At 44.7% G+C, this 19,879-nt stretch carries 20 protein-coding genes and 1 tRNA gene; 11 read left to right on the top strand and 10 right to left on the bottom strand.

Annotated elements, in window-relative coordinates:
* Positions 1-2 precede the first annotated feature (2 nt).
* The 3 genes from G343_RS0109675 (at position 3) to G343_RS0109665 (ending at position 2,704) form a co-directional block, all read left to right on the top strand.
* Positions 3-479, top strand: a complete 477-nt coding sequence (locus tag G343_RS0109675) for a TRAP transporter small permease (protein WP_020007941.1) — start codon at positions 3-5, stop codon at positions 477-479.
* Entirely contained in the window at positions 480-1,760 is a 1,281-nt protein-coding gene (locus tag G343_RS0109670) for a TRAP transporter large permease (RefSeq protein ID WP_020007940.1), read from the top strand.
* An 89-nt stretch (positions 1,761-1,849) separates the two neighbouring features.
* A complete protein-coding gene (locus G343_RS0109665) occupies positions 1,850-2,704 on the top strand; it encodes an ROK family protein (protein WP_020007939.1) in 855 nt (284 codons plus the stop codon).
* A gap of 73 nt (positions 2,705-2,777) precedes the next feature.
* Here G343_RS0109665 and manA read toward each other — a convergent pair whose 3' ends face one another.
* The 3 genes from manA to G343_RS0109650 are packed head-to-tail and all read right to left on the bottom strand — an operon-like array spanning position 2,778 to position 6,239.
* Positions 2,778-3,731 (bottom strand): mannose-6-phosphate isomerase, class I, encoded by a 954-nt coding sequence (gene manA, locus G343_RS0109660; RefSeq protein WP_020007938.1) that lies wholly within the window; start codon positions 3,729-3,731, stop codon positions 2,778-2,780.
* Between the two features lie 28 nt (positions 3,732-3,759).
* Positions 3,760-4,251, bottom strand: coding sequence for a GNAT family N-acetyltransferase (locus G343_RS0109655; RefSeq protein WP_020007937.1), 492 nt, complete (start codon positions 4,249-4,251; stop codon positions 3,760-3,762).
* A 23-nt stretch (positions 4,252-4,274) separates the two neighbouring features.
* On the bottom strand, positions 4,275-6,239 hold the full coding sequence (locus tag G343_RS0109650; RefSeq protein ID WP_020007936.1) for a fructose-specific PTS transporter subunit EIIC: 1,965 nt from the start codon (positions 6,237-6,239) through the stop codon (positions 4,275-4,277).
* A 264-nt stretch (positions 6,240-6,503) separates the two neighbouring features.
* Here G343_RS0109650 and G343_RS15585 point away from each other — a divergent pair, with 264 nt between their 5' ends.
* The gene (locus tag G343_RS15585; protein WP_020007935.1) at positions 6,504-6,659 is read left to right on the top strand and encodes a hypothetical protein; all 156 of its coding nucleotides are present in this window, start codon (positions 6,504-6,506) and stop codon (positions 6,657-6,659) included.
* A 69-nt stretch (positions 6,660-6,728) separates the two neighbouring features.
* Here the strand turns inward: G343_RS15585 and G343_RS0109640 are convergent, their stop codons facing one another.
* From G343_RS0109640 to G343_RS0109620, 5 genes are all read right to left on the bottom strand, one after another.
* On the bottom strand, positions 6,729-7,202 hold the full coding sequence (locus G343_RS0109640) for a nucleoside deaminase (protein WP_020007934.1): 474 nt from the start codon (positions 7,200-7,202) through the stop codon (positions 6,729-6,731).
* Between the two features lie 26 nt (positions 7,203-7,228).
* Entirely contained in the window at positions 7,229-7,717 is a 489-nt protein-coding gene (locus tag G343_RS0109635; protein WP_020007933.1) for a GNAT family N-acetyltransferase, read from the bottom strand.
* A 115-nt stretch (positions 7,718-7,832) separates the two neighbouring features.
* The gene (locus tag G343_RS0109630) at positions 7,833-9,245 is read right to left on the bottom strand and encodes a YfcC family protein (protein ID WP_020007932.1); all 1,413 of its coding nucleotides are present in this window, start codon (positions 9,243-9,245) and stop codon (positions 7,833-7,835) included.
* Between the two features lie 24 nt (positions 9,246-9,269).
* Complete coding sequence (locus tag G343_RS0109625; RefSeq protein ID WP_020007931.1) at positions 9,270-10,391, bottom strand: M20 family metallopeptidase; 1,122 nt, start codon at positions 10,389-10,391, stop codon at positions 9,270-9,272.
* A 178-nt stretch (positions 10,392-10,569) separates the two neighbouring features.
* Positions 10,570-11,190 carry a M15 family metallopeptidase gene (locus G343_RS0109620; RefSeq protein ID WP_020007930.1) on the bottom strand — a complete coding sequence of 207 codons (621 nt, stop codon included), beginning with the start codon at positions 11,188-11,190 and terminating at the stop codon, positions 10,570-10,572.
* Positions 11,191-11,392: 202 nt separating this feature from the next.
* On the opposite strand from G343_RS0109620, the gene G343_RS0109615 reads away from it, so the two are divergent.
* Both G343_RS0109615 and G343_RS0109610 read left to right on the top strand, forming a co-directional pair.
* Positions 11,393-12,172, top strand: a complete 780-nt coding sequence (locus G343_RS0109615; RefSeq protein ID WP_020007929.1) for an SDR family NAD(P)-dependent oxidoreductase — start codon at positions 11,393-11,395, stop codon at positions 12,170-12,172.
* 86 nt (positions 12,173-12,258) lie between these two features.
* The gene (locus G343_RS0109610; RefSeq protein ID WP_020007928.1) at positions 12,259-13,290 is read left to right on the top strand and encodes a S66 family peptidase; all 1,032 of its coding nucleotides are present in this window, start codon (positions 12,259-12,261) and stop codon (positions 13,288-13,290) included.
* Between the two features lie 91 nt (positions 13,291-13,381).
* Here the strand turns inward: G343_RS0109610 and G343_RS0109605 are convergent.
* Together G343_RS0109605 and G343_RS0109600 are read right to left on the bottom strand one after the other, a co-directional pair.
* A tRNA-Val gene (locus tag G343_RS0109605) sits at positions 13,382-13,453 on the bottom strand.
* A gap of 164 nt (positions 13,454-13,617) precedes the next feature.
* The gene (locus G343_RS0109600; RefSeq protein WP_033426591.1) at positions 13,618-14,358 is read right to left on the bottom strand and encodes a DUF429 domain-containing protein; all 741 of its coding nucleotides are present in this window, start codon (positions 14,356-14,358) and stop codon (positions 13,618-13,620) included.
* 194 nt (positions 14,359-14,552) lie between these two features.
* On the opposite strand from G343_RS0109600, the gene hisD reads away from it, so the two are divergent.
* From hisD to G343_RS0109570, 5 genes are all read left to right on the top strand, one after another.
* Complete coding sequence (hisD, locus tag G343_RS0109595) at positions 14,553-15,842, top strand: histidinol dehydrogenase (protein ID WP_020007926.1); 1,290 nt, start codon at positions 14,553-14,555, stop codon at positions 15,840-15,842.
* 10 nt (positions 15,843-15,852) lie between these two features.
* Positions 15,853-16,830 carry a LacI family DNA-binding transcriptional regulator gene (locus G343_RS0109590; RefSeq protein ID WP_020007925.1) on the top strand — a complete coding sequence of 326 codons (978 nt, stop codon included), beginning with the start codon at positions 15,853-15,855 and terminating at the stop codon, positions 16,828-16,830.
* 1 nt (position 16,831) lies between these two features.
* Positions 16,832-17,257: a hypothetical protein gene (locus tag G343_RS0109585; RefSeq protein ID WP_020007924.1), complete on the top strand. Its 426-nt coding sequence runs from the start codon at positions 16,832-16,834 to the stop codon at positions 17,255-17,257.
* A 113-nt stretch (positions 17,258-17,370) separates the two neighbouring features.
* On the top strand, positions 17,371-18,858 hold the full coding sequence (locus tag G343_RS0109575; protein ID WP_020007922.1) for a sodium:solute symporter family protein: 1,488 nt from the start codon (positions 17,371-17,373) through the stop codon (positions 18,856-18,858).
* 119 nt (positions 18,859-18,977) lie between these two features.
* Positions 18,978-19,847: an AraC family transcriptional regulator gene (locus G343_RS0109570; RefSeq protein WP_020007921.1), complete on the top strand. Its 870-nt coding sequence runs from the start codon at positions 18,978-18,980 to the stop codon at positions 19,845-19,847.
* Positions 19,848-19,879 lie beyond the last annotated feature (32 nt).

Raw genomic sequence — 19,879 nt, 5'->3', positions numbered from 1 at the left:
TCATGTTAAAGAAAATATACTATAACTTTGAGGAAATTATAGGCAGCTCTTTATTTGTAACTATGCTGATTGTATTAGTCGTACAAACTCTGACACGCCAAGGGTTGGGGACCCCCTTGGTGTGGACAGAGGAATTAAGTAAACTCTTATTTATTTATGCTGGTTATCTGGGAATAGCAGCCTGTATTAAAGATGACAGCCATGTTTCCATTGATGTATTCATAAAAAAACTGCCAGCCAAGGCACAAAAATGGGTTTATATATTTAACCAATTATTGATTCTTAGCGCACTGATTATACTGTTTATCATCAGTATCCCCATTGTGCAGAATCAGATGAATTCGAATCTCGTCACCTTGAAAATTTCGCAATCTTATATGTATGCAGCGCTTCCAATCTTAACACTGCTTATGATTTATCGGTTGATTGAACGGATCCTCCGGGAATGGCGTAAAGACAAAGCTGCGGAGGTGAGGTAGATGGAGATTGCTTTTATTTTCATCGCATGGATAGTTCTACTCTTTTTAGGTATCCCTGTCGGATTCACGTTACTCATTGCCGGTCTTTTGTACTTTATAATGGGGGATTGGAACCTGATTTTTGCATCAGGGGAACAGTTGATCAGCGGGATTGATAATTTCACCCTGCTGGCTATTCCATTCTTTATATTAACAGGTACGTTGATGAATGCTTCTGGAATTACGGACCGTATTTTCAATTTTGCCATGTCTTTGGTCGGGCATGTACCTGGCGGTGTTGGTCATGTAAACATAACAGCCAGTTTAATGTTCTCCGGCATGTCTGGTTCGTCATTGGCAGATGCCGGCGGCTTGGGCCAGCTGGAGATCAGAACGATGCGCAAGGCAGGCTATCATGATGATTTTAATGGTGGATTGACGGCAGCGACTTCAATTCTAAGCGGTATTATACCGCCCAGTCTAAATATGATTATTTACGCTGCCCTTGCCAATGTGTCTGTAGCATCGATGTTTATTGCCGGAGCGGTTCCAGGAATCCTTATCGCATTAGCTCTTTTTGCCATGACGTTCATCCTTGCGAAAACCCGCAATTACCAAGTGCTTGAACGGCCAAATTTAAAAACAGCTGGTCAAAATTTCCTGAAGGCATTTTGGGCACTGCTGACACCTGTTATTATCATTGCTGGCATTTTTTCCGGATTTTTCACACCTACGGAAGCGGCCGTTGTCAGTACTGTGTATGCGCTGTTTCTTGGGTTTTTTGTCTATCGGGAATTAACGTTTAAAAAAGTGTACAACAATATCATAGAATCCTTTAAATTAACCGGCGTAGTAGTACTCATGCTCGCTGCCATAGAATTTTTTGGACAGTTCATAGCCAGAGAACAGGTGGCGATTAAAATAGCTGATGCCTTCTTAGGCATTACTGAGAACCCTGTTTTTCTGCTTATGCTGATGAGTCTGCTGCTGATACTCCTGGGGACATTCATTGAGGCGCTGGCGCTGCTCGTGCTTGTTGTTCCAGTTCTGATTCCAGTGGCCACAAGTGTTGGCATCGATCCCGTCTTTTTCGGTGCTTTTGTCATTCTAAATTTAATGATTGGCATTTTAACACCCCCCATGGGCATGGCCTTATTTGTAGTATCACGGGTGGGTAATATTCCTATGAGTACCATGTATAAAGGGGTGCTTCCCTTCCTGATTCCGATTGTGGTTGTTATGCTTTTACTGATTTTCTTCCCTGAACTTTCGACTTTCCTGGTTGACGTATTTAATGAGTAAGAATCATACCCGGTTACTCTGCGGCTGCTTTTAAACTGTCATTTCAGGAGTCAACTGTTAGTATAGAGCATAAGGAGAGTGAGTCTGCGATGATCGGAGCAATTGAAGCCGGCGGCACTAAATTCGTCTGTGCCGTTCTGGATGACAACAGCGTGCTCGACAGAGTGACGATTCCGACCGCTGAACCGGAAACCACAATGAACGCTGTATATCAATTCTTTGAAAAATATGATGTTGAGGCCGTGGGAATCGGCGCTTTCGGCCCCATCAATCTCGATAGAAACAGTGCAAATTACGGGATGATCCAAAATACGCCTAAACTGGAGTGGCAGTACTACCCATTGTTAAATGAGGTGCAGAAGGCAATGAAACGCCCTGTTGCCATAGACACCGATGTCAATACGGCGTCGTTAGGCGAATATCATTTCGGCAGTGCCAAAAGACAGGACAGCTGTCTGTATATCACTGTCGGTACTGGGATTGGCGGCGGGTTTGTCAAAAATGGGGACAGTTATATCGGTCAGAACCACCCGGAAATGGGACATGTTTTTATCAATCAAATGAATGACGATGGCTTCATCGGCATCTGTCCTTCCCATGGATCATGTCTCGAAGGCCTGGTCTCCGGGCCTGCCATTGAAAAACGCATGAAACAAAAGGCTGTAACAATAAGCGCCAATGATCCGTTGTGGGAAACCATTGCATACTATATTGCCCAGGCACTTGTGAACTACACACTGGTCCTTTCCCCGGCAAAGATTGTCATCGGCGGTGGAGTCATGAAACAAATGCAGCTGTATCCATTAATCAAAGAATCGTTTACAGCACTGATGAATGGATATATTAAAATCGACGATATCGACCAGTTTATCGTCCCGCCTGAGCTAAATGATGATCAGGGCATACTGGGCGCAGCTGTGATCGCTAAAGAAATCATCGCATAGAAAGAGACTTACTGGAAACAGACATGGGCATGTTTGTTTCCAGTAAGTCTTTCTTGTTTTTCACTTGTATCCTTTAAGGATGGGAAACAATCAGTTCAATCTCCCCGTCAATGTTCACAGAATCAATGCCGTGTGGAAGGATAAAATTCATCCCTTTCATTAACTTATATTCTTTATCCCCGGCTTTCATCCGCCCTTTGCCTTCTATGACATTGACTTGCAGGAAGTCCGCTTCCCATTCGAATTCAGACGCTCCGGCGACTTCCCATTTTTCCACTGTGAAATACTCCGCTTCCACCAGCCGGGTCTGTCTGTGTTCGGCATCCCCTGTTTCAGAAAAGTCTAATTGGGGGGCAGCATGCGGAATATTGACAGCTTCCCGCACCTTATCCAGATGCAGCGCTCTTTTCTGCCCCTGACTATCGGTTCTGTCATAGTCATAAACCCTGTAGGTGACATCCGAACTCTGCTGGACTTCCAGAATCGTGATCCCCCGGCCGATCGCATGAATGGTGCCGCTCGGCACATAGATGAAATCCCCTTCGGTTACGTCCACATAGCTAAAGAGCTGTTCCCACGCATTACGATCAATCATCTGATCAAATGTCTCTTTATCAGAAGCGGTATGGCCTAAAATAATGTTTGCCCCTTCCGCTGCTTCCAATACATACCAGCACTCGGTTTTCCCATAAGGGACATTCTCCATCCTGGCGGCATACGCATCATCCGGGTGGACCTGGACGGACAGATCATCGGCCGCATCCAATATTTTAACGAGCAGCGGATACTCCGCTCCGGCTTCTTTTTTATTAAAGAGTTCCCCATGGGCTGCCCACAGCTCATCCAGAGTTTTGCCTTCATACTGGCCGTTAATCACTCTGGACGGACCATTCTGGTGGGCCGATATGACCCAGGCTTCACCGGTCGTTTCAGACGGGATGTCATAGCCGAATTTTTCACGCAGCTTCACCCCGCCCCAAATTCTTTCCTGCATTACAGGTTCCAAAAATATCGGTTCACTTTTCATAAATACCTCCTGTTCATCAGTCATATAATTAGGCATGCGGCTGATTGACCTTGATGGGGGACCAGCCCAGCTTTCTGTAAAGATGAATGGCCGCCCTGCTGCTTTTCTGTGTCTTTAAATAAGCGCGCCCATGCTTTTCTTTTAGTATCTGCATGCCTTTTGATATCAACGGTCTGCCCAGACCCAGACCCTGATAATCCGGCATGATTTCAACCCAATGCAGTCTCCCCATCTCTACATCACTAACCGTCCCATACCATGCAGTTACAGTGCCGATCAATTCGAGATTTTGATTCCGTATGAATATCATCCTTTCATCGAGATCTTCTGCCGGCCCCATTTCCTGATGAAATCTGTCCAATGCCGCCGCTTTGTCAATAAATTCTCCGGTTGCAGCTAAGATGTCCGACCATTGAGCTTCATCCCCCTTTTTATAGGATGCAAATTCAAAACCGTCAGGCAGAGGATAAAAAGGGATATTTTCAAGATTATGCCGCAGATAAACGGAGGTCTCTGCCATGCCTTCACTCTCCTTTTACAGTGCTATTTTATATCATCGAGCAATGCATACGCTTCATCAACCGTGTCCGCTGCGAGCAGCTGCTGCCTGAAGTCCTCATCCATGAGCCGTCGGGAGAGCATCTGAAGTATTCTGAGATGATCATCTCCGGCTGCTTCAGTCGGCACTGCAATCATAAAAATCAGCTTGGCGTCTGTTTCATCGACACTGTTCCAATCGACGCCCCCGGTGTTCCTGCCATATACCACAGCCGGTCTCTTTACCGCTTCAGACTTGGCATGCGGAATTGCAATGTTCATACCGAGTCCGGTGGTCCCTTCAGATTCTCTTTCTAAAATGTCTTTTTTAAAGTCCGCACCGGATACAATCACATCTGATTGATCCAGCACCTGAATCATCTCATCGATGACTGCATCCTGTTTATCCGCTTCCAGTTCGACCTTGATCAAGTTTTTATCAAGGATGTCCGTCAGTTGGTTCATTTCAATCTTTTCATCAGCACTGTCCGCTTCTGTTGACGGGGCTGAGTCTGAAACATCTTTTTCTTCAGCGTCCAACTCACTTTCAGAAATTGTCCCCCCGCCGGCTGCTGCCACACTGAGATCTTTTTTCAGCGCATTGACGAGGAATGCCGTTACCAGGACACCGATAATCGCTGCGACAAAGAACATCAGCACATTGTCGACAGCTCCAAGGATGGCGACAATGGGACCGCCATGTGCCACATGGTCGCCGACGCCGCTCAGCATCGCGATGACCGCCCCGACCATTGAACCTGTCACAATACTTGGAATCACCCTTAACGGATCCTGGGCAGCGAACGGTATGGCACCTTCAGTAATGCCGAAGAAACCCATTGTAAATGACGCTTTTCCCGCTTCATGTTCGTTTTCATTATATTTCCTCTTGTTGAGGAAGGTCGCGAGACCCATTCCGAGCGGCGGGATACAGATTGCAACCGCAATCGCACCCATAATTCCATAATTACCTTCAGCAATCATACCGACGCCGAAAAGGAAGGCCACCTTATTGAATGGACCGCCCATATCTACTGCGATCATACCGCCGAGTATGATTGCCAATAATACTGAACTTGCCCCTTGCATGCCTTCCAGCCATGTTGTCAAGGCGTCGAACAGGGTGGCCACCGGTGCGCCAATCACATAGATGAACAGTAAACCGACAATAATCGTGCCGATAATCGGCAGAAATATAATTGGCATGACCGGCTCCATCGCTTTTGGCACCTTTATCTGTTTGAGTGCAAGTACGATATATCCTGCCAGGAAGCCGGCAATAATGCCGCCGAGGAAACCGGCATTGGTTTCCGCTGCGTAAAAGCTATCGTTCGCAGCGATGAATCCGCCGACAATCCCCGGGGCAAGCCCAGGTCTGTCAGCGATACTGTAAGCGATGTACCCTGCTAATATTGGCACCATGAATGAAAATGAAGCATTCCCGATCGCTTCCACCTGCGCCCAAAATGAATCTTCCGGAATGACGATCCCTTCAGGGGTCTGCTCTCCCCCGATGGTCAGCGCAATCGCAATGAGCAGCCCGCCAACCACGATAAATGGAATCATGTAGGAGACACCATTCATCAGATGGCGGTATATCGGATTCTCACCCTTTTTCTTTTCGCTTTTATCCTCATCACTGGCCTCAGCACCCGCTTTATATACCGGAACCTTATCATTTTCAAACTGTTCGATCAGTGCTTTAGGATTTCTGATCCCTTCCTGCACACCGACCACAAGCAGTTTCTTCCCTCGGAACCGTTCTTTGGACACGTCTTTGTCGCTCGCAATGATGATTCCGTCCGCCGCTTGGATGTCCTGATCTGTCAGCGCATCCTCCACACCAATCGATCCCTGTGTTTCAACCTTCATGTCAATATCCATCTCGTCAGCTGCCTGCTGAATATTTTCAGCTGCCATAAACGTATGGGCGACCCCAACCGGACATGCTGTTACCGCAAGTAATTTCATAAGTATCCCCCTCTGTGATATTCAATTGCTTTGTCATCCCCATTCGTCTCGCGTGCTCAGTGTTTATCAAGTCCCACCCCTTCGTCTCTTTTATATAATCATGCAACAATAATACGTTTAATTCAATTTATAACATGTTATAATACACTTTGAATATACATGAACTTGCCGAGAGTCCTAAACTGTCTAAGGGAATGGAAGATAGAAAATATATAAGATGATAGGTTTAAATGTGCATAATATGAAAGAACAGGAAGTGACGTAATGGATGGAACAAAAAATGTTGTGAAAACCGGTGTCGGATTCGGTACCGTGCTGGCTGTAACCATTTCATGGAGCGTGAACCAATCGATCATCTGGGCGATCATTCATGGTATTTTCAGCTGGTTCTATGTGATCTATTATATACTGGTCCGGTAATGGCCCCTGCCCCAATCATTCCATTTTAAAACACCCCCTCAGATTGCAATCTGAAGGGGTGAAAAACTGTCATCCGGAGTGATATTCATACTGGAGCTGTCTCACTTCTTCGGACAGTTTTTCATCCGGTCCGTCAACTTCTGCATCGACAATTATTTCATGAACCCTGTGCCCTTTTAGGTTGCCGGGTGCAACACCCAGGTCTTTATGCCATGCGTTCAACTGTTCAGTGGAGCTGGCATAGACGATGCGGCCGAGACCCGCGAGCCCATGTGCCGAAGCGCACATGGAACAATGCTCGCCTGAGGTATATACGACAGAGGTACTCCGTTCTGTTTCATTCAGATGATTCGCTGCCCATCGGGCAATTTCAAATTCCGGATGCCTCGTGTCATCACCGGCAGCGTTCCTGTTGTGATCTTCAAAAAGAATTCTGCCGTCAGAGACAAGTAATGAACCGAACGGCGCATTGCCCTTATTCAAACCTTCTTCAGCCAGCGCCACACAGCGCTTTAAATATTTCCGGTCCTGGTCAGTAATCACATCATCACCTCATCGCTTATCTCAGCCTATAACTCATACTCCATGGTAATCTGCGTCCCGTATTCCGTATCAATCTGCTCCACTTCCTGGAACCCCTGCTTGATCCAGAAACTCACAGCCGGTACGTTATCTTCAAGCACACCAACCCGTATCTTTTTGATGTTTCTGCGTTTCATATATTCCCTGACCTCATCATATACCTTCTGACCGACGCCTGTCCGCCTCTGATCCCAATCGATCACCAAGTATCCGATCATACATGTATCCTGGTCAGGATAACGGTATAGGAGATCGACAAAGCCTGAAATTTTCCGGTCGATATATATACCGTAGACTTCTTTATTTTCAAGGTAGACATACGGCGGGATATCATGGAAAAACTCCTGCTTAACCTCGTCCAATGTCGGGAGTGCCTTCTGGTAATCCGTAAAATAATCGGTATTTTTCATGACAGATCTATAGAATACTTCAATATCTTCCTCAGCATCCAGTCTGATTAAATTCGGCTTTTTCAAAGAATCACATCTTTCAAATAGTGGTTATACAGACAGCTTCCCTTTCTCTTAATAATACCATATTAATTAAATTTTCAAAATTCAATAGCACTATGGAACAGAAAATCATCCGTGATCAGAAGGGTCCGTAATTGACGAACACTGCAAAGCTTACTGCAGCGATACCGACCACTATCCATACCAGCAGCAGCGGCAATGCGAATTTGAACCATTTCACCCAGCTGACACCGCCGACAGCCAGTACTGCCATCAATACGCCTGATGTTGGTGTGATGATATTCGTAAAGCCGTCACCGAGCATCAGGATCAGCGTGCCCGTCTGCCTTGTGATGCCCAGCAGATCAACAATGGGCACCATTAACGGCATAATAATAGCTGCCTGTCCGGAGCCGGAGGTGACCAGCAGGTTGAACGTCAGGTTGAAAAGGAAGAGCATCTGGGCACCGAGCATTGTCGGCAGAGATTCCAGAGGAACCAGTGCATAATGAACAATCGTATCGATGATGGCACCGTCTTCCAGTATGACAATTACAGCTCTTGCCAGACCGACAACCAAAGCGCCGTAAGTGATGGATTTTGCGCCGTCTATGAATTTCCTGATGAAATCATTTGGTGTGATCCTCGCGATGATCGCGATCACAACCCCCATGATCAGGAATATGGCAGAGAGTTCATTCAATGACCAGCCGAAATTGAACGCGCCATAAATGAAGAAGCTGATGAACACTACAAATGTTAAAAGTATTGCAGCATGGAGCCTTGTAAACTTTGAGTTATTCTCCGGTACATCTTCAGGCTCGGCAAGGGAACCGAACAGCTGATCACCCATCAGCGATTTTTCGGGATTATTCTTCACTCTCCTGGCGTACATATTGACGTATGTAATGACAATGCTGATCAAAATGATGAAGAGTATAATACGCAGCCACATTCCTGAAAACAGCGGTAATTCAGCAATCGTCTGGGCCAGCCCCAGTATGGAAGGATCGAAGATGCCGGCAATCATGCCGGAGTAGTATCCCAGATAGACAGTGGCCACACCGACAATCGCATCCAGCTTCAGGGACCTGGCCAATGCGATGCCAATCGGGATGAATGCAATCACAGCATTGGCGGCCACACCCATCGAAGCCAGAACGCCAAACAATCCGCTGACGGTGGCGATCAGTAACATATACCTGCCTTTTGTCAGATCGATCAGCGAATTAATCCCGGCGTTTATCGCTCCTGTGGATTCTATGATATGAACAATACCCCCAATGATGAATATCAGGAATATGATGTTTGCCGCTTCAACCATACCTGTCGGTATCGCAGTGAACAAGTCTATGATGCCAGTTGGATTGGATTCAGCCGTCGTATAGCTGTCCGGCACCACAGTGGTCACTCCATCCGCAGCTTCACGATCGTATGAACCCGCCGGTATAAAATATGTGGATATCGCAGCCAGGACCACGATACCGAAAATGATGAGAAATGCATCAGGCATTGTAAATATTTTGGATTTTCTTGTTTTCTTTTTCTCCATGTTCCTTATGCCTCTCATTCCTTTTTATAGTCGCTTCAAAAAGTTGATAAATAACTCTGTTCTCGCCACAAGGCTTTCTGTTTCCAAATATTCCTCCGCACTGTGCTGCTTGCCGCCGACGGGACCGAGGCCGTCCAATGTATCCACACCGAGTGCCGCAGGGAAGGAGGCATCGGAACCGCCGCCGGTATGGGTATGCTTAATCTCCAAGCCAAGCTTGCTGCCTTCCTCTGTGATGAGATCAACCATTTTTTTAGTGCCTTCCGTATATTCCATCGGCGGTCTGTTCACACCGCCGCTCAGTTCGACTGTCGTACCGTCCACCTGCACTGCTTCAGCAATTTTCCTGATTTGTGCATCCACCCATTCGCCCTGGGACATTTTAGAGATACGCACATCCACAACAGCATGGGCATTGGGCGCAATCATGTTTGCAGCCTCACCGCCCCCAGCCTGTACCACATTGACATGGAGCCCTTCATCCGGTCTGGACAATGCTTCAATTTCAAATATTTTATGGGCAAGTTCTTTAATCGCACTGCTGCCGTTGTCCGGTTCAATGCCGGAATGTGCAGCTTTCCCTGTAATTTCGAGTTCATAGCTGCCGGCCCCTCTTCTGGCACTGACGATTGAACCATCCGCACGTGCCGGTTCCAGCACCAATGCATATTTCTTAGTTTTGGAATGTGCTTCAATGACACGCCTGGAAGACACCGACCCGATCTCTTCATCGCTGGTGAGTAAGATTTCAATATTTTTATATGATTCATCGCCCGCTTCACTCAATGCTTTGACAGCATGGTACAGCATCACATGACTCGCTTTCATATCGATGACACCCGGGCCGCAGGCTCTGTCTCCCTGAATGCTGAACGGTCTTTCAGCCGCCGTCCCTTCCGGAAAAACAGTATCCATGTGGGCGATGGCAATAATTTCAGGATCTTTGGCATCCTTATGCTTCAATGAAATATTATTCCCGTGCTCCGTATTCACCAGTTCCTCCGCTTCAAAGCCCAGCGCCTCATACAACCCGCGCAAATAGCTCCCCACACGATCGACGCCTTCTTTTACGTAGGAACCGCTGTCTATATTCACCAGTTCCTCAAGCATCTTCAGCGCTTCATCCTGATTGATCTGTACAGTCATCCGATTCATCCCTTTCTGCTAATTTTCAGATATAATAATCATTATATTAAATTCATCACAAAAAAGCATTTCAGAATTCTTGCGTAAATAAATTGTCATAATAAATCCCCCGCTGTCCATATGTTTGACATATGGACAGCGGGGGATAGCTTTTCTATAATCTTGAAAGTCTAAAGGTTTAGAATAGGTGATGATCTCCGTCTTGTAAATCACGGATGGAGTGGCCGAATTCCATCTGAAGATGCGGGTAATCTTTAAATTCTTCCCAGTCACCGCCCCAGGTGAATCCCAGGTCTTTCGCAATATCTGCCACTTCAACCCAGTCCGATTTTCCGTTGCCATTACCATCATAATTGACGTCCCATGTCACTTCACCATCAACTTTAACGGCAAAGTCGACCGCCAGACCATAATTATGGTAGGATTCCCCGCCTTTTGCATTGGTCACAATATTGCCGGGCTGTGTCCTGCCCTGGGCATAAAGCGCATCCTGCCTTTCCTCGGTGCGGAAACCTTCTGTTATCTGGATGGCGATGTCTTTCTCTGCAGCTTTTTCTTTCAATTTTTCTGCATTCTCAGCCACTTTTGGATGAAGTTCAGTGGGATCAGAGCTTTCTGACGAATCATGACTGGAAGAATTTTGCGATGCTGATTCCTGTGAAATTGACGGCGCTGATGACACCTGCGGAGCTTCCTGGATGAACTGTTTTGCAAATGCTGTATTTAAACTAATGAAGATTAGTGAAGCGATGATAATCATTAGGATTAAAACGGAGGAAAGATTAAAAAATTTTTTCATAAAAAGCTTATCCTGCCCCTTTTCAAAAGAATAGTATTATATATCCGAGTCCTTAATTCTGCTTTTAAAATTATATAATATTATAGGTGTAATTTAAAACTTTATGCTCAATATGGCAGCCGCACATGCAAGGCAGTTGTTTTTTTCTCTCCATAACGTGGTATATACAAAACATGAAGACTATTATTAAGGAGAGATAAGAATGGGACGACTGGATGGCAAAGTCGCACTGATTACCGGCGGTGCCGGCGGCCTCGGCAGACAGACCGCCGAGTTATTTCTAAATGAAGGTGCGAAAATAGCATTGGTGGATATCGATGTGCTCAAGCTGGATAAAATCAGAAATGAATTGGGCAGCGAGAACATCATCACGATTGAAGCTGATGTGACCAACGAATCAAATGTGAGATATTATGTCGAACAGACGGTCAATGAATTTGATCAAATTGATATTTTCTTCAACAATGCAGGTATCATTGGTGAAATAGGTTCGATTGATGAACAGTCATTAGGCAACTTCAACAAGGTACTTTCCATTAATACAACCGGCGCATTTCTTGGGTTGAAACACGTCCTGCCAGTGATGAAACGACAGCAACAGGGAACCGTCATCAACACGTCTTCGGTCGATGGCTTAAGAGGCAGCCCGAACCTGTCTCCTTATTCAGCCTCCAAACATGCGGTTGTCGGCCTGACTAAGACCGCCGCACTGGAAAACGCAGCGTATAATGTCCGTGTGAACTCAATACACCCTGCGCCAGTTACAGGCAATATGATGGAGACAGTCGAAAAAGGCTTGAGCGCGGTCCAGGAAAATGAATCCTCAGAGGTCAAAGAAGCATTGACCGACAGCATTCCTATGGGCCGCTATGCAGAATCTGAAGACATTTCAAAAGTTGTGCTGTTCCTGGCTTCCGACGACAGCGATTTCGTCACAGGTTCACAGTACAGAGTCGATGGCGGGATGGGTGCCACCAGCTAAAAAACGATATATTAAACGATATGATACGCGGGCTGTTACGACAGTCCTTTATTTTTATCCAAAATGAGAAGTGAGGGCGTGAATTTATGATCAAACCTGCGAAACTTCGTACCGGTGATACGGTGGCGATTGTATCTTTATCCAGCGGTCTCGCCGGTGAATCTGATATCGAGTGGAGAACTGAACAGGGCATCAAGAGACTCAAAAATGTTTTTGGATTGGAAGTAAAAGTGATGCCGCATGCGCTAAAAGGCATCGATTATGTGTATGATCATCCGGAGAAAAGAGCTGAAGATCTGAATGCAGCACTCAGGGATCCGTCTGTGAAGGCAATTATCTGTACAATCGGCGGCAATGAAACTGTCCGGATATCCCCTTATGTCGATTATGAAAGTATGAAAAAGAACCCTAAAATCTTCTCAGGGTACTCTGATACAACAACAAATCATCTGATGTTCTATCAGAACGGTATTTCAACCAGCTATGGCCCTGCACTTTTATCAGATTTTGCCGAAAATGTCACAATGGATAATTACACTGTCGAATCCATTAAAAGCACCTGGTTCTCTGCAGAGGTGATTGGGGATATAGAAACTTCAGATACGGTCAGGAAATTCGGATTGAAGTGGCATGAAGAGAATAAGGACAAAGAGCGGCCATTGATGGACAATCACGGTTATGAAAGCATCAACGGCACCGGCAAAGGGCAGGGGCATCTGATCGGGGGCTGTCTCGATGTGCTCGGCAATCTCAGGGGCACAGAACTGTTTTTGGATCTGAACCATTTTGAAAATGCTGTCTTGTTCCTTGAAACATCCGAAGAACAGATGGATCCAGGGATGCTTGAAGATCAGCTGCGGGCTTTTGCCACCATGGGCATATTCGATAAAGTAAATGGCATCATTGTCGGCCGCCCGCAGGATGATGCATATTACGATGAATATAAAAAGGTCTGGACAATGATTATGAAGGAATGCGGGCAGGAAACCCTGCCGATTCTGTACAATGCAAGTTTCGGGCATAATGAACCGAAATTCATTCTCCCTTACGGCCTGCAGGCTGAAATAGACGGAGAAAACAAAACTTTCAGTATATTGGAGAGTGCTGTGGATGAATAGCAGTCTGACGGATGCACTGAATGGTATCTTAGATTGACAAAAGGGAGGCGGACGTCTGTGTGACGTCCGCCTCCCGTTCAATCTATCCATATGATCCCGAGTGGGCTCGAACCACCGACCTCTTGCATGTCAAGCAAGCGCTCTCCCACTGAGCTACGGGATCTCTTTCATATCCTCTATATACTTTAAAATACTATGGCCGGTAATGCAACCTGAAATTTTTTCATATTGGTGTCAATCGTTACATTACTTTTCTGAATTCATATTTTCCATCTAATGATGAACATGATCTGCCCGTTGTTTAATCGGGCAGATTTTTTAATGGCTTTATGGATATATTTTCACAGGGATCACGATGACGCCTTCTGCATCACTGCCAAATTTCTTCATTTGTGCAATTTCATTGTAAATACTGTACATACCGAAAGCACATAGAAAGGCATCGATTTTATCCTCCATATGTTTATGCATTTTCCGATCGATATTCATGATGTCTGCCGGTATTTGTGAAACGAAACCGCTGATCAAATTTTCCTTATCCTCCAGCGCTTTAAATCGATTCCTCAGCCGCTGCATTTCTTTAAGTGTCTCTTCAAACGGCACTTTCGGTTTCCTTTTATATTTCACAGGAAAAATTTCAGGGAAAAGGCCGCAGCAGATACCAGTCGGAAATGTTTCTACCACCCCTGACCGGAATGGGTCTTCACCAGACGTTACTTCCGGCAGTGCATCAAGAATCATACCCATCAATGTCTCCCCGCGGATTTCACCAAATGTATTCGTAAGAAAGGTACGGTTGGACTGGAAGGCAAACAGCCGGTGACCGTGAATTTTTGATTTCATCAATTCCCTTTCTGCAGTTCTCGACCCCCCTTCATTATTGACAATCAGAGGCGCATCAATCGCGATGCAAAGTTTTTTATCATCGTAGCTTTTAACGATATCAATGATCTCATCGTTCGAGTATACTTGTGCATCCAGGTATTCTACCTTCCCGCGTTCACCGATAACACATACACCCGTCTCATTCTGATATGTCCAGGCAAGATCGATGCCAATGAAAATCATGATCATTCACCTCGCTAACCTTTAAAGTCCTCCTATCTTATCATAAGATCAGTGCCAATCATCACTCTGCCAGTTTTAAATCCTTTAAATTAATAGAATAGTTTGACAAATGGAAGCGCTTGTAATACTATGATGGATATAATTTCTTTTTTACCTTATTTTTGAATACGTATTCATTTGAAAGGAGCATTCTAATGGCCCGTTACATTAAGGCGCCCAGAAAGGTTGAAGAAATTCAACAGGATGATGCTAAAGTATCAGAAAGTGTGCGAAAAACGATTAAACAGATCGAAGAAGAAGGAGATCAGGCGCTCAGGGATTTATCCGTTAAATTTGATAATTGGGACCCTGAAACATTCAGATTATCAGATGAAGAAATTCAAGAAATCATCAGTGACATCCCACAGCAAACAAAAGCGGATATTAAATTTGCGCAGCGTAACATAGGAAATTTTGCAAAAGAACAAAAGAAAGCATTAAAAGATATCGAAGTGGAAACAATGCCCGGCGTAATACTCGGCCATAAAAATATTCCTGTAAATAGCGTCGGCTGTTACATTCCCGGCGGCAGGTACCCGATGGTTGCATCTGCCCATATGAGTGTTTTAACAGCTAAAGTTGCTGGAGTGGACAGAGTCGCTGCCTGTACCCCTCCGATTAACGGGGAAATCCCAGCCACAACAGTTTATGCCATGTATATGGCTGGAGCGGATGAAATCTATATTTTAGGCGGTATCCAGGCCATGGCAGGGATGGCTATCGGTACGGAAACCATTCAATCAGTTGATATGATTGTTGGCCCTGGGAATGCATTTGTCGCTGAAGCCAAAAGACAGCTGTTTGGCCGCGTCGGCATTGATCTGCTGGCCGGACCGACAGAAACGCTTGTAATTGCTGATGAAACCAGCGAACCTGAAATGATTGCAACTGATTTGCTGGGTCAGGGAGAACATGGCCCTACTTCCCCTGGCGCATTAATCACAACTTCTGAAAAAGCAGCTAATGATACGATCGAAGAAATTGACAGACAGTTACAATCTCTGCCTACTGCTGAAGTCGCAGGTAAATCCTGGGCGGATTACGGCCAGATCATTCTCGTCGACAACGAAGAAGAAGCATTATCTGAAGCAGACAGATTAGCATTTGAACACGTTGAAGTTTTAACCAGGAACCCGGATTACTTTCTGGATCATCTGACTAATTATGGCGCACTCTTTTTAGGGCCTGAAACCAACGTGGCTTATGGAGATAAAGTGATTGGCACTAATCATACACTGCCAACAAAGGGATCTGCAAAATATACTGGAGGATTGTGGGCCGGCAAATTTATCAAAACAGTGACGTATCAAAAGATTACTTCAGAAGATCAAAGTGCTTATATTGGTGAGTATGCAGCCAGACTATGTCAGCTTGAGAATTTTTCCGGCCATGCCGAACAGGCGATGCTCAGAGTGAGAAAGTATGGAAATAATCAGATCAAATAAGAGGTAAATCATGGTATCTTCAAAAGACATAGCAAAAAAAGCGGGCGTGTCTCAGTCCACTGTCTCCAGGGTCATCAATAACCCGGAGGCTGTTAAGAAAGAAAAAAGAGATACGGTTAAAAAAGTAATGAAAGAACTGAATTACAGACCTGATTCTGTAGCAAGATCTCTGTTGAGTAATAATACGAATCAGATTTCTTTAATTTCAGGCACATTAAATAACCCCTTTTTTGTTGAATCCACACAGAGAATCATAAATATTGCCTATTATAATGGATTCAGCGTTAACGTTTATTTCGAAGAAGATTTTCAACACGACACACTTTACAATAATGTCTTCTCTCAAAAAACAGAAGGGATTATTTTGTCATCAATGTATTGTAATAGTTTACATTTTGATGAACTAAAAAATTTGGGGGTTCCATATATCATGTTCAATAGAAAACACCGGAATGGCGGTAATTTTGTTGAGCTGGATAATTATCAAGCCGGCTGGCTGGCTGGTGACTATTTCATTTCAAAAGGACATTCGAACATTCATTGGATGGGCGGAGAACTTGAGAAGTCTACGTTCCATGGGAGATATACAGGTTTTAAGGATGCTCTCCAAAATCATGATATTCCTGTGGATGCCGCCAATTTTTCAATCACCGTTCAAAGTCCTGAAGTTATAGAAAAAGAAATAGAGAGAATCATCTCCCTGCCTGACAGTCCGACTGCCATTTTCGCCACTACAGATATGATTGCCTCAATCGTATTAGATGTCTTAAACCGTAAGGGATTGCAGGTTCCACGAGACATTGCAATTATTGGTGTAGATAATACGAAAGCTTTACAGCACAGTGCATTCAATTTAACTTCTATTGGCATTGATGAAAATTTAGGTGAAATTGCGATCAGGCATTTAATTCGTATGATTAATGAAGATAAAATCAGTGAAATCCAGGAAACCTTATCATGTCAATTATTTGAACGGGGAACGGTCTAAAATGGATACAATTAAATTCAATCTGCCTGTGCTCATATCTGAATGGATGGTAAATTATAAGCCGCTTCCGTTTTCAGGGAGAAGAACAATCAAACATTATCTGGGGACCAGTTTGCTGGACAGAGCAACTTCTTTTAGTGATTTTTCTTATGAGGACTATAAAATCCCAAAATATCCCCGCACCCTGCCTGTATCTACCCACTATGATATTGAAAAAGAAGGATACGATTTATTGCGTCATCATTATGTATATAAAAAGAAAATATGGAGTTTCCCGGACATAGACATGATTAATGATTACTTGATATATATTCCCTACCATATTATTCAAAAGGATAAAGAATATATATTATACGAAGAGCCGAGCGGTCAGCAAAGAAAATTAAAAAGTAATGATCAATTACTGGAAATGATGAGAAGGGGATGAAGTTCGATGACATTTCTGTATATAATACTTGCCGTAAATCTGGTCACTTGGGTCACGATGTACATTATATTATTCAAGACATCATTCTTGGATGACAAAAGGGGGGCTGATCAATGAATAGCGTAGAGATCTGGTCATGGATTTTTATTATACTATTTATCGGGATGATGCTGTTTTTTGGTTACCTGGGTATGAAAAAAACACATACCAGTGATGACTTCGCAACAGCAAGATCCAGCTATGGTCCCATTACGATTGCTTTAGTAATCAGTGCCGGAATCGCCAGCGGTTCTACCTTTATGGGGATGCCCGGCCTGGCATATGATTTGGGTGCGCCGTCACTATGGTATCCCCTGCTCTACCCTGTCGCAACTGTTTTTGGTATGTTATTTTTCGCCAAATCAATCAAAGAGTATGGAGACAGATTGGGGACACGGACAATTCCTGAATTTATAGGCAACCGGTACAACAGCAATTTTTTAAGAGGGATCCTCGCGGTAATATCCATACTGTTAATTTTCTATGTCATTTCCCAATTAGTAGCTGCAGCCACAATGTTCCAAATTATGATGGGCATTGATTACCGGGCCGGCATTATTATTACAATTGTCGTTATTGGCATCTATGTGTTCGTCGGCGGCTCTCATTCTGATATAATGACTGATGCTGTCCAGGGCGGTTTAATGTTAATTATTTCTTTAATTGTCGTCATTTGCTTTACTTTTGCCGTAGGTGTTGACGGCGGATTCGGAGATATGATCAGCCTGATTACGGACAGAAGACCTGAAGGGCATTTCGGACAGCTTTTTATACCCGGAAATGAAACCTATGGTAATTTATGGCTCGTTATACTTCTGTTAATCGCCCACCTGCCTTTTGCCATCCAGCCTCACTTGGGCAATAAATTTATGGCGGTGCGCTCAAATAAAAACCTGAAACAACTGCTGATGTTCACCACTATTTTTGCTACAATCATGCCCCTGATGGGGTTAGGCGGCATGCTGGGCATTGCAGTACTGGATCCGGGGCTCGAAATCAGAGCGGATGCAGTAATCCCTACATTGTTCACTGAAATATTCCCACCGTTTATCGCTGCATTCCTTGCTGTTGCAGTGCTGTCAGCAGTGATGTCCACATCTGACGGGCTGGTGGTTTCCCTGACCCAGATTTTGGCTAATGACATTTTCAGACTGTCCATTGTACCAAAGATAAATATCAGCAGCGAAAAAGCTGAGAAATATGAGCTGCTGATCAGTCGATACTCAACATTCCTATTTCTCATACTTGCAGGTATTGTTGCCTGGGATCCTCCAGAATTCCTCTCCATTTTCATGTGGATCGGCATCGGGGGCATCGTATCAGCAACAGCCGGGCCGCTGGTCATAGGCACACTCTGGAAAAGAGCAAATAGGAAATCAGCCGTCATCTCATTAATCGCCGGCACCATTTCATACTGGGTCATCTATCTGCCCTTCCTGCTCGATGTGTCAAATCCATTTGCGGCCGCGGGTATGGGTGTGCTTATATCAATGATTACGATGGTTGCAGCGACTCTGACTACAACAAAATCCAATGATAATAATATTCCTGAGTATGAGTGAAATATTGAAGCGAGAGATTTAGTAATGAATTTAACTTCACCGACTAAAATCATCCGGAAAATATCGAGTTTTGGCTCTGAACACCGTGTAAGATAGTGAGTGAAAGGACGGAGGCAATGATGCTTAAAACGTTGAATGATGTCATTGAATTTATCGAAGACCATCTGGAAGATGATCTTAAAATCAATGAAGTGGCTGAGTATATCGGGGAATCGGATTACCATTTCCGCAGAATATTCCTGTACATCACTGGCATCCCGCTCAGTGAATATATTAAAAAGCGGAAGCTGTCGCAGGCAAATCAGGACCTGGTGAACGGCAGCAGCGTGACGGAGACCGCGTTCAAATACGCCTACCATTCCATTGATGGTTTTTCGAGAGCGTTCAAGTCTTGGAGCGGTTATCTGCCCTCTGACGTTTATAAAACACACACCCTCATTTCCTTTCCAAAACTTTCATTCTATATCGATGTCAGAGGAGGAGAAAATATGGAAGTCAAAATTGTAGACATGCCGGCGTTCAATATTGCCGGCATCAAAGCAAGGGTCCCCATGCAGTTTGAAGGAGTCAATCCCGCGATTGAGAATCTGGCTGAACGCATCACGGACGAACAGAAGGCCGAGATGCACAAACTGCAGAATATACCACCGAAGCAGATCATCAATGTCTCATATGACGCGGATGAAAACTTCTTGAAGGAAGAAGGGGGCCTGACCCATGTCATCGGAGTGCTGACGACAGAAAATGATATCAATCCGATTTTGGATACAGTCAGCGTCGATGCACATTCTTGGGCCGTCTTCCCTAACGAAGGCGAATTCCCGTCCACCATGCAGAATACGATGGCACGCACCCATTCAGAATGGCTGCCGTCATCCGATTATGACATTGTCGATGAACCTTCCTTCTCATTCACAATCATGGATGAAGAAAAAGCGGATTACGCCTACAGTGAAATATGGCTGCCTGTGAAGAAATCCCATGATTAAATACAGAGGGCTATGTCGATAAGTTCGACATA

This window comes from Salinicoccus albus DSM 19776 (assembly GCF_000385175.1).
In the GTDB taxonomy this organism is placed as follows: domain Bacteria; phylum Bacillota; class Bacilli; order Staphylococcales; family Salinicoccaceae; genus Salinicoccus; species Salinicoccus albus.
The sequence above is the reverse complement of the archived record's forward strand: the minus strand, read 5'-3'. Positions and strand labels throughout refer to the sequence as shown.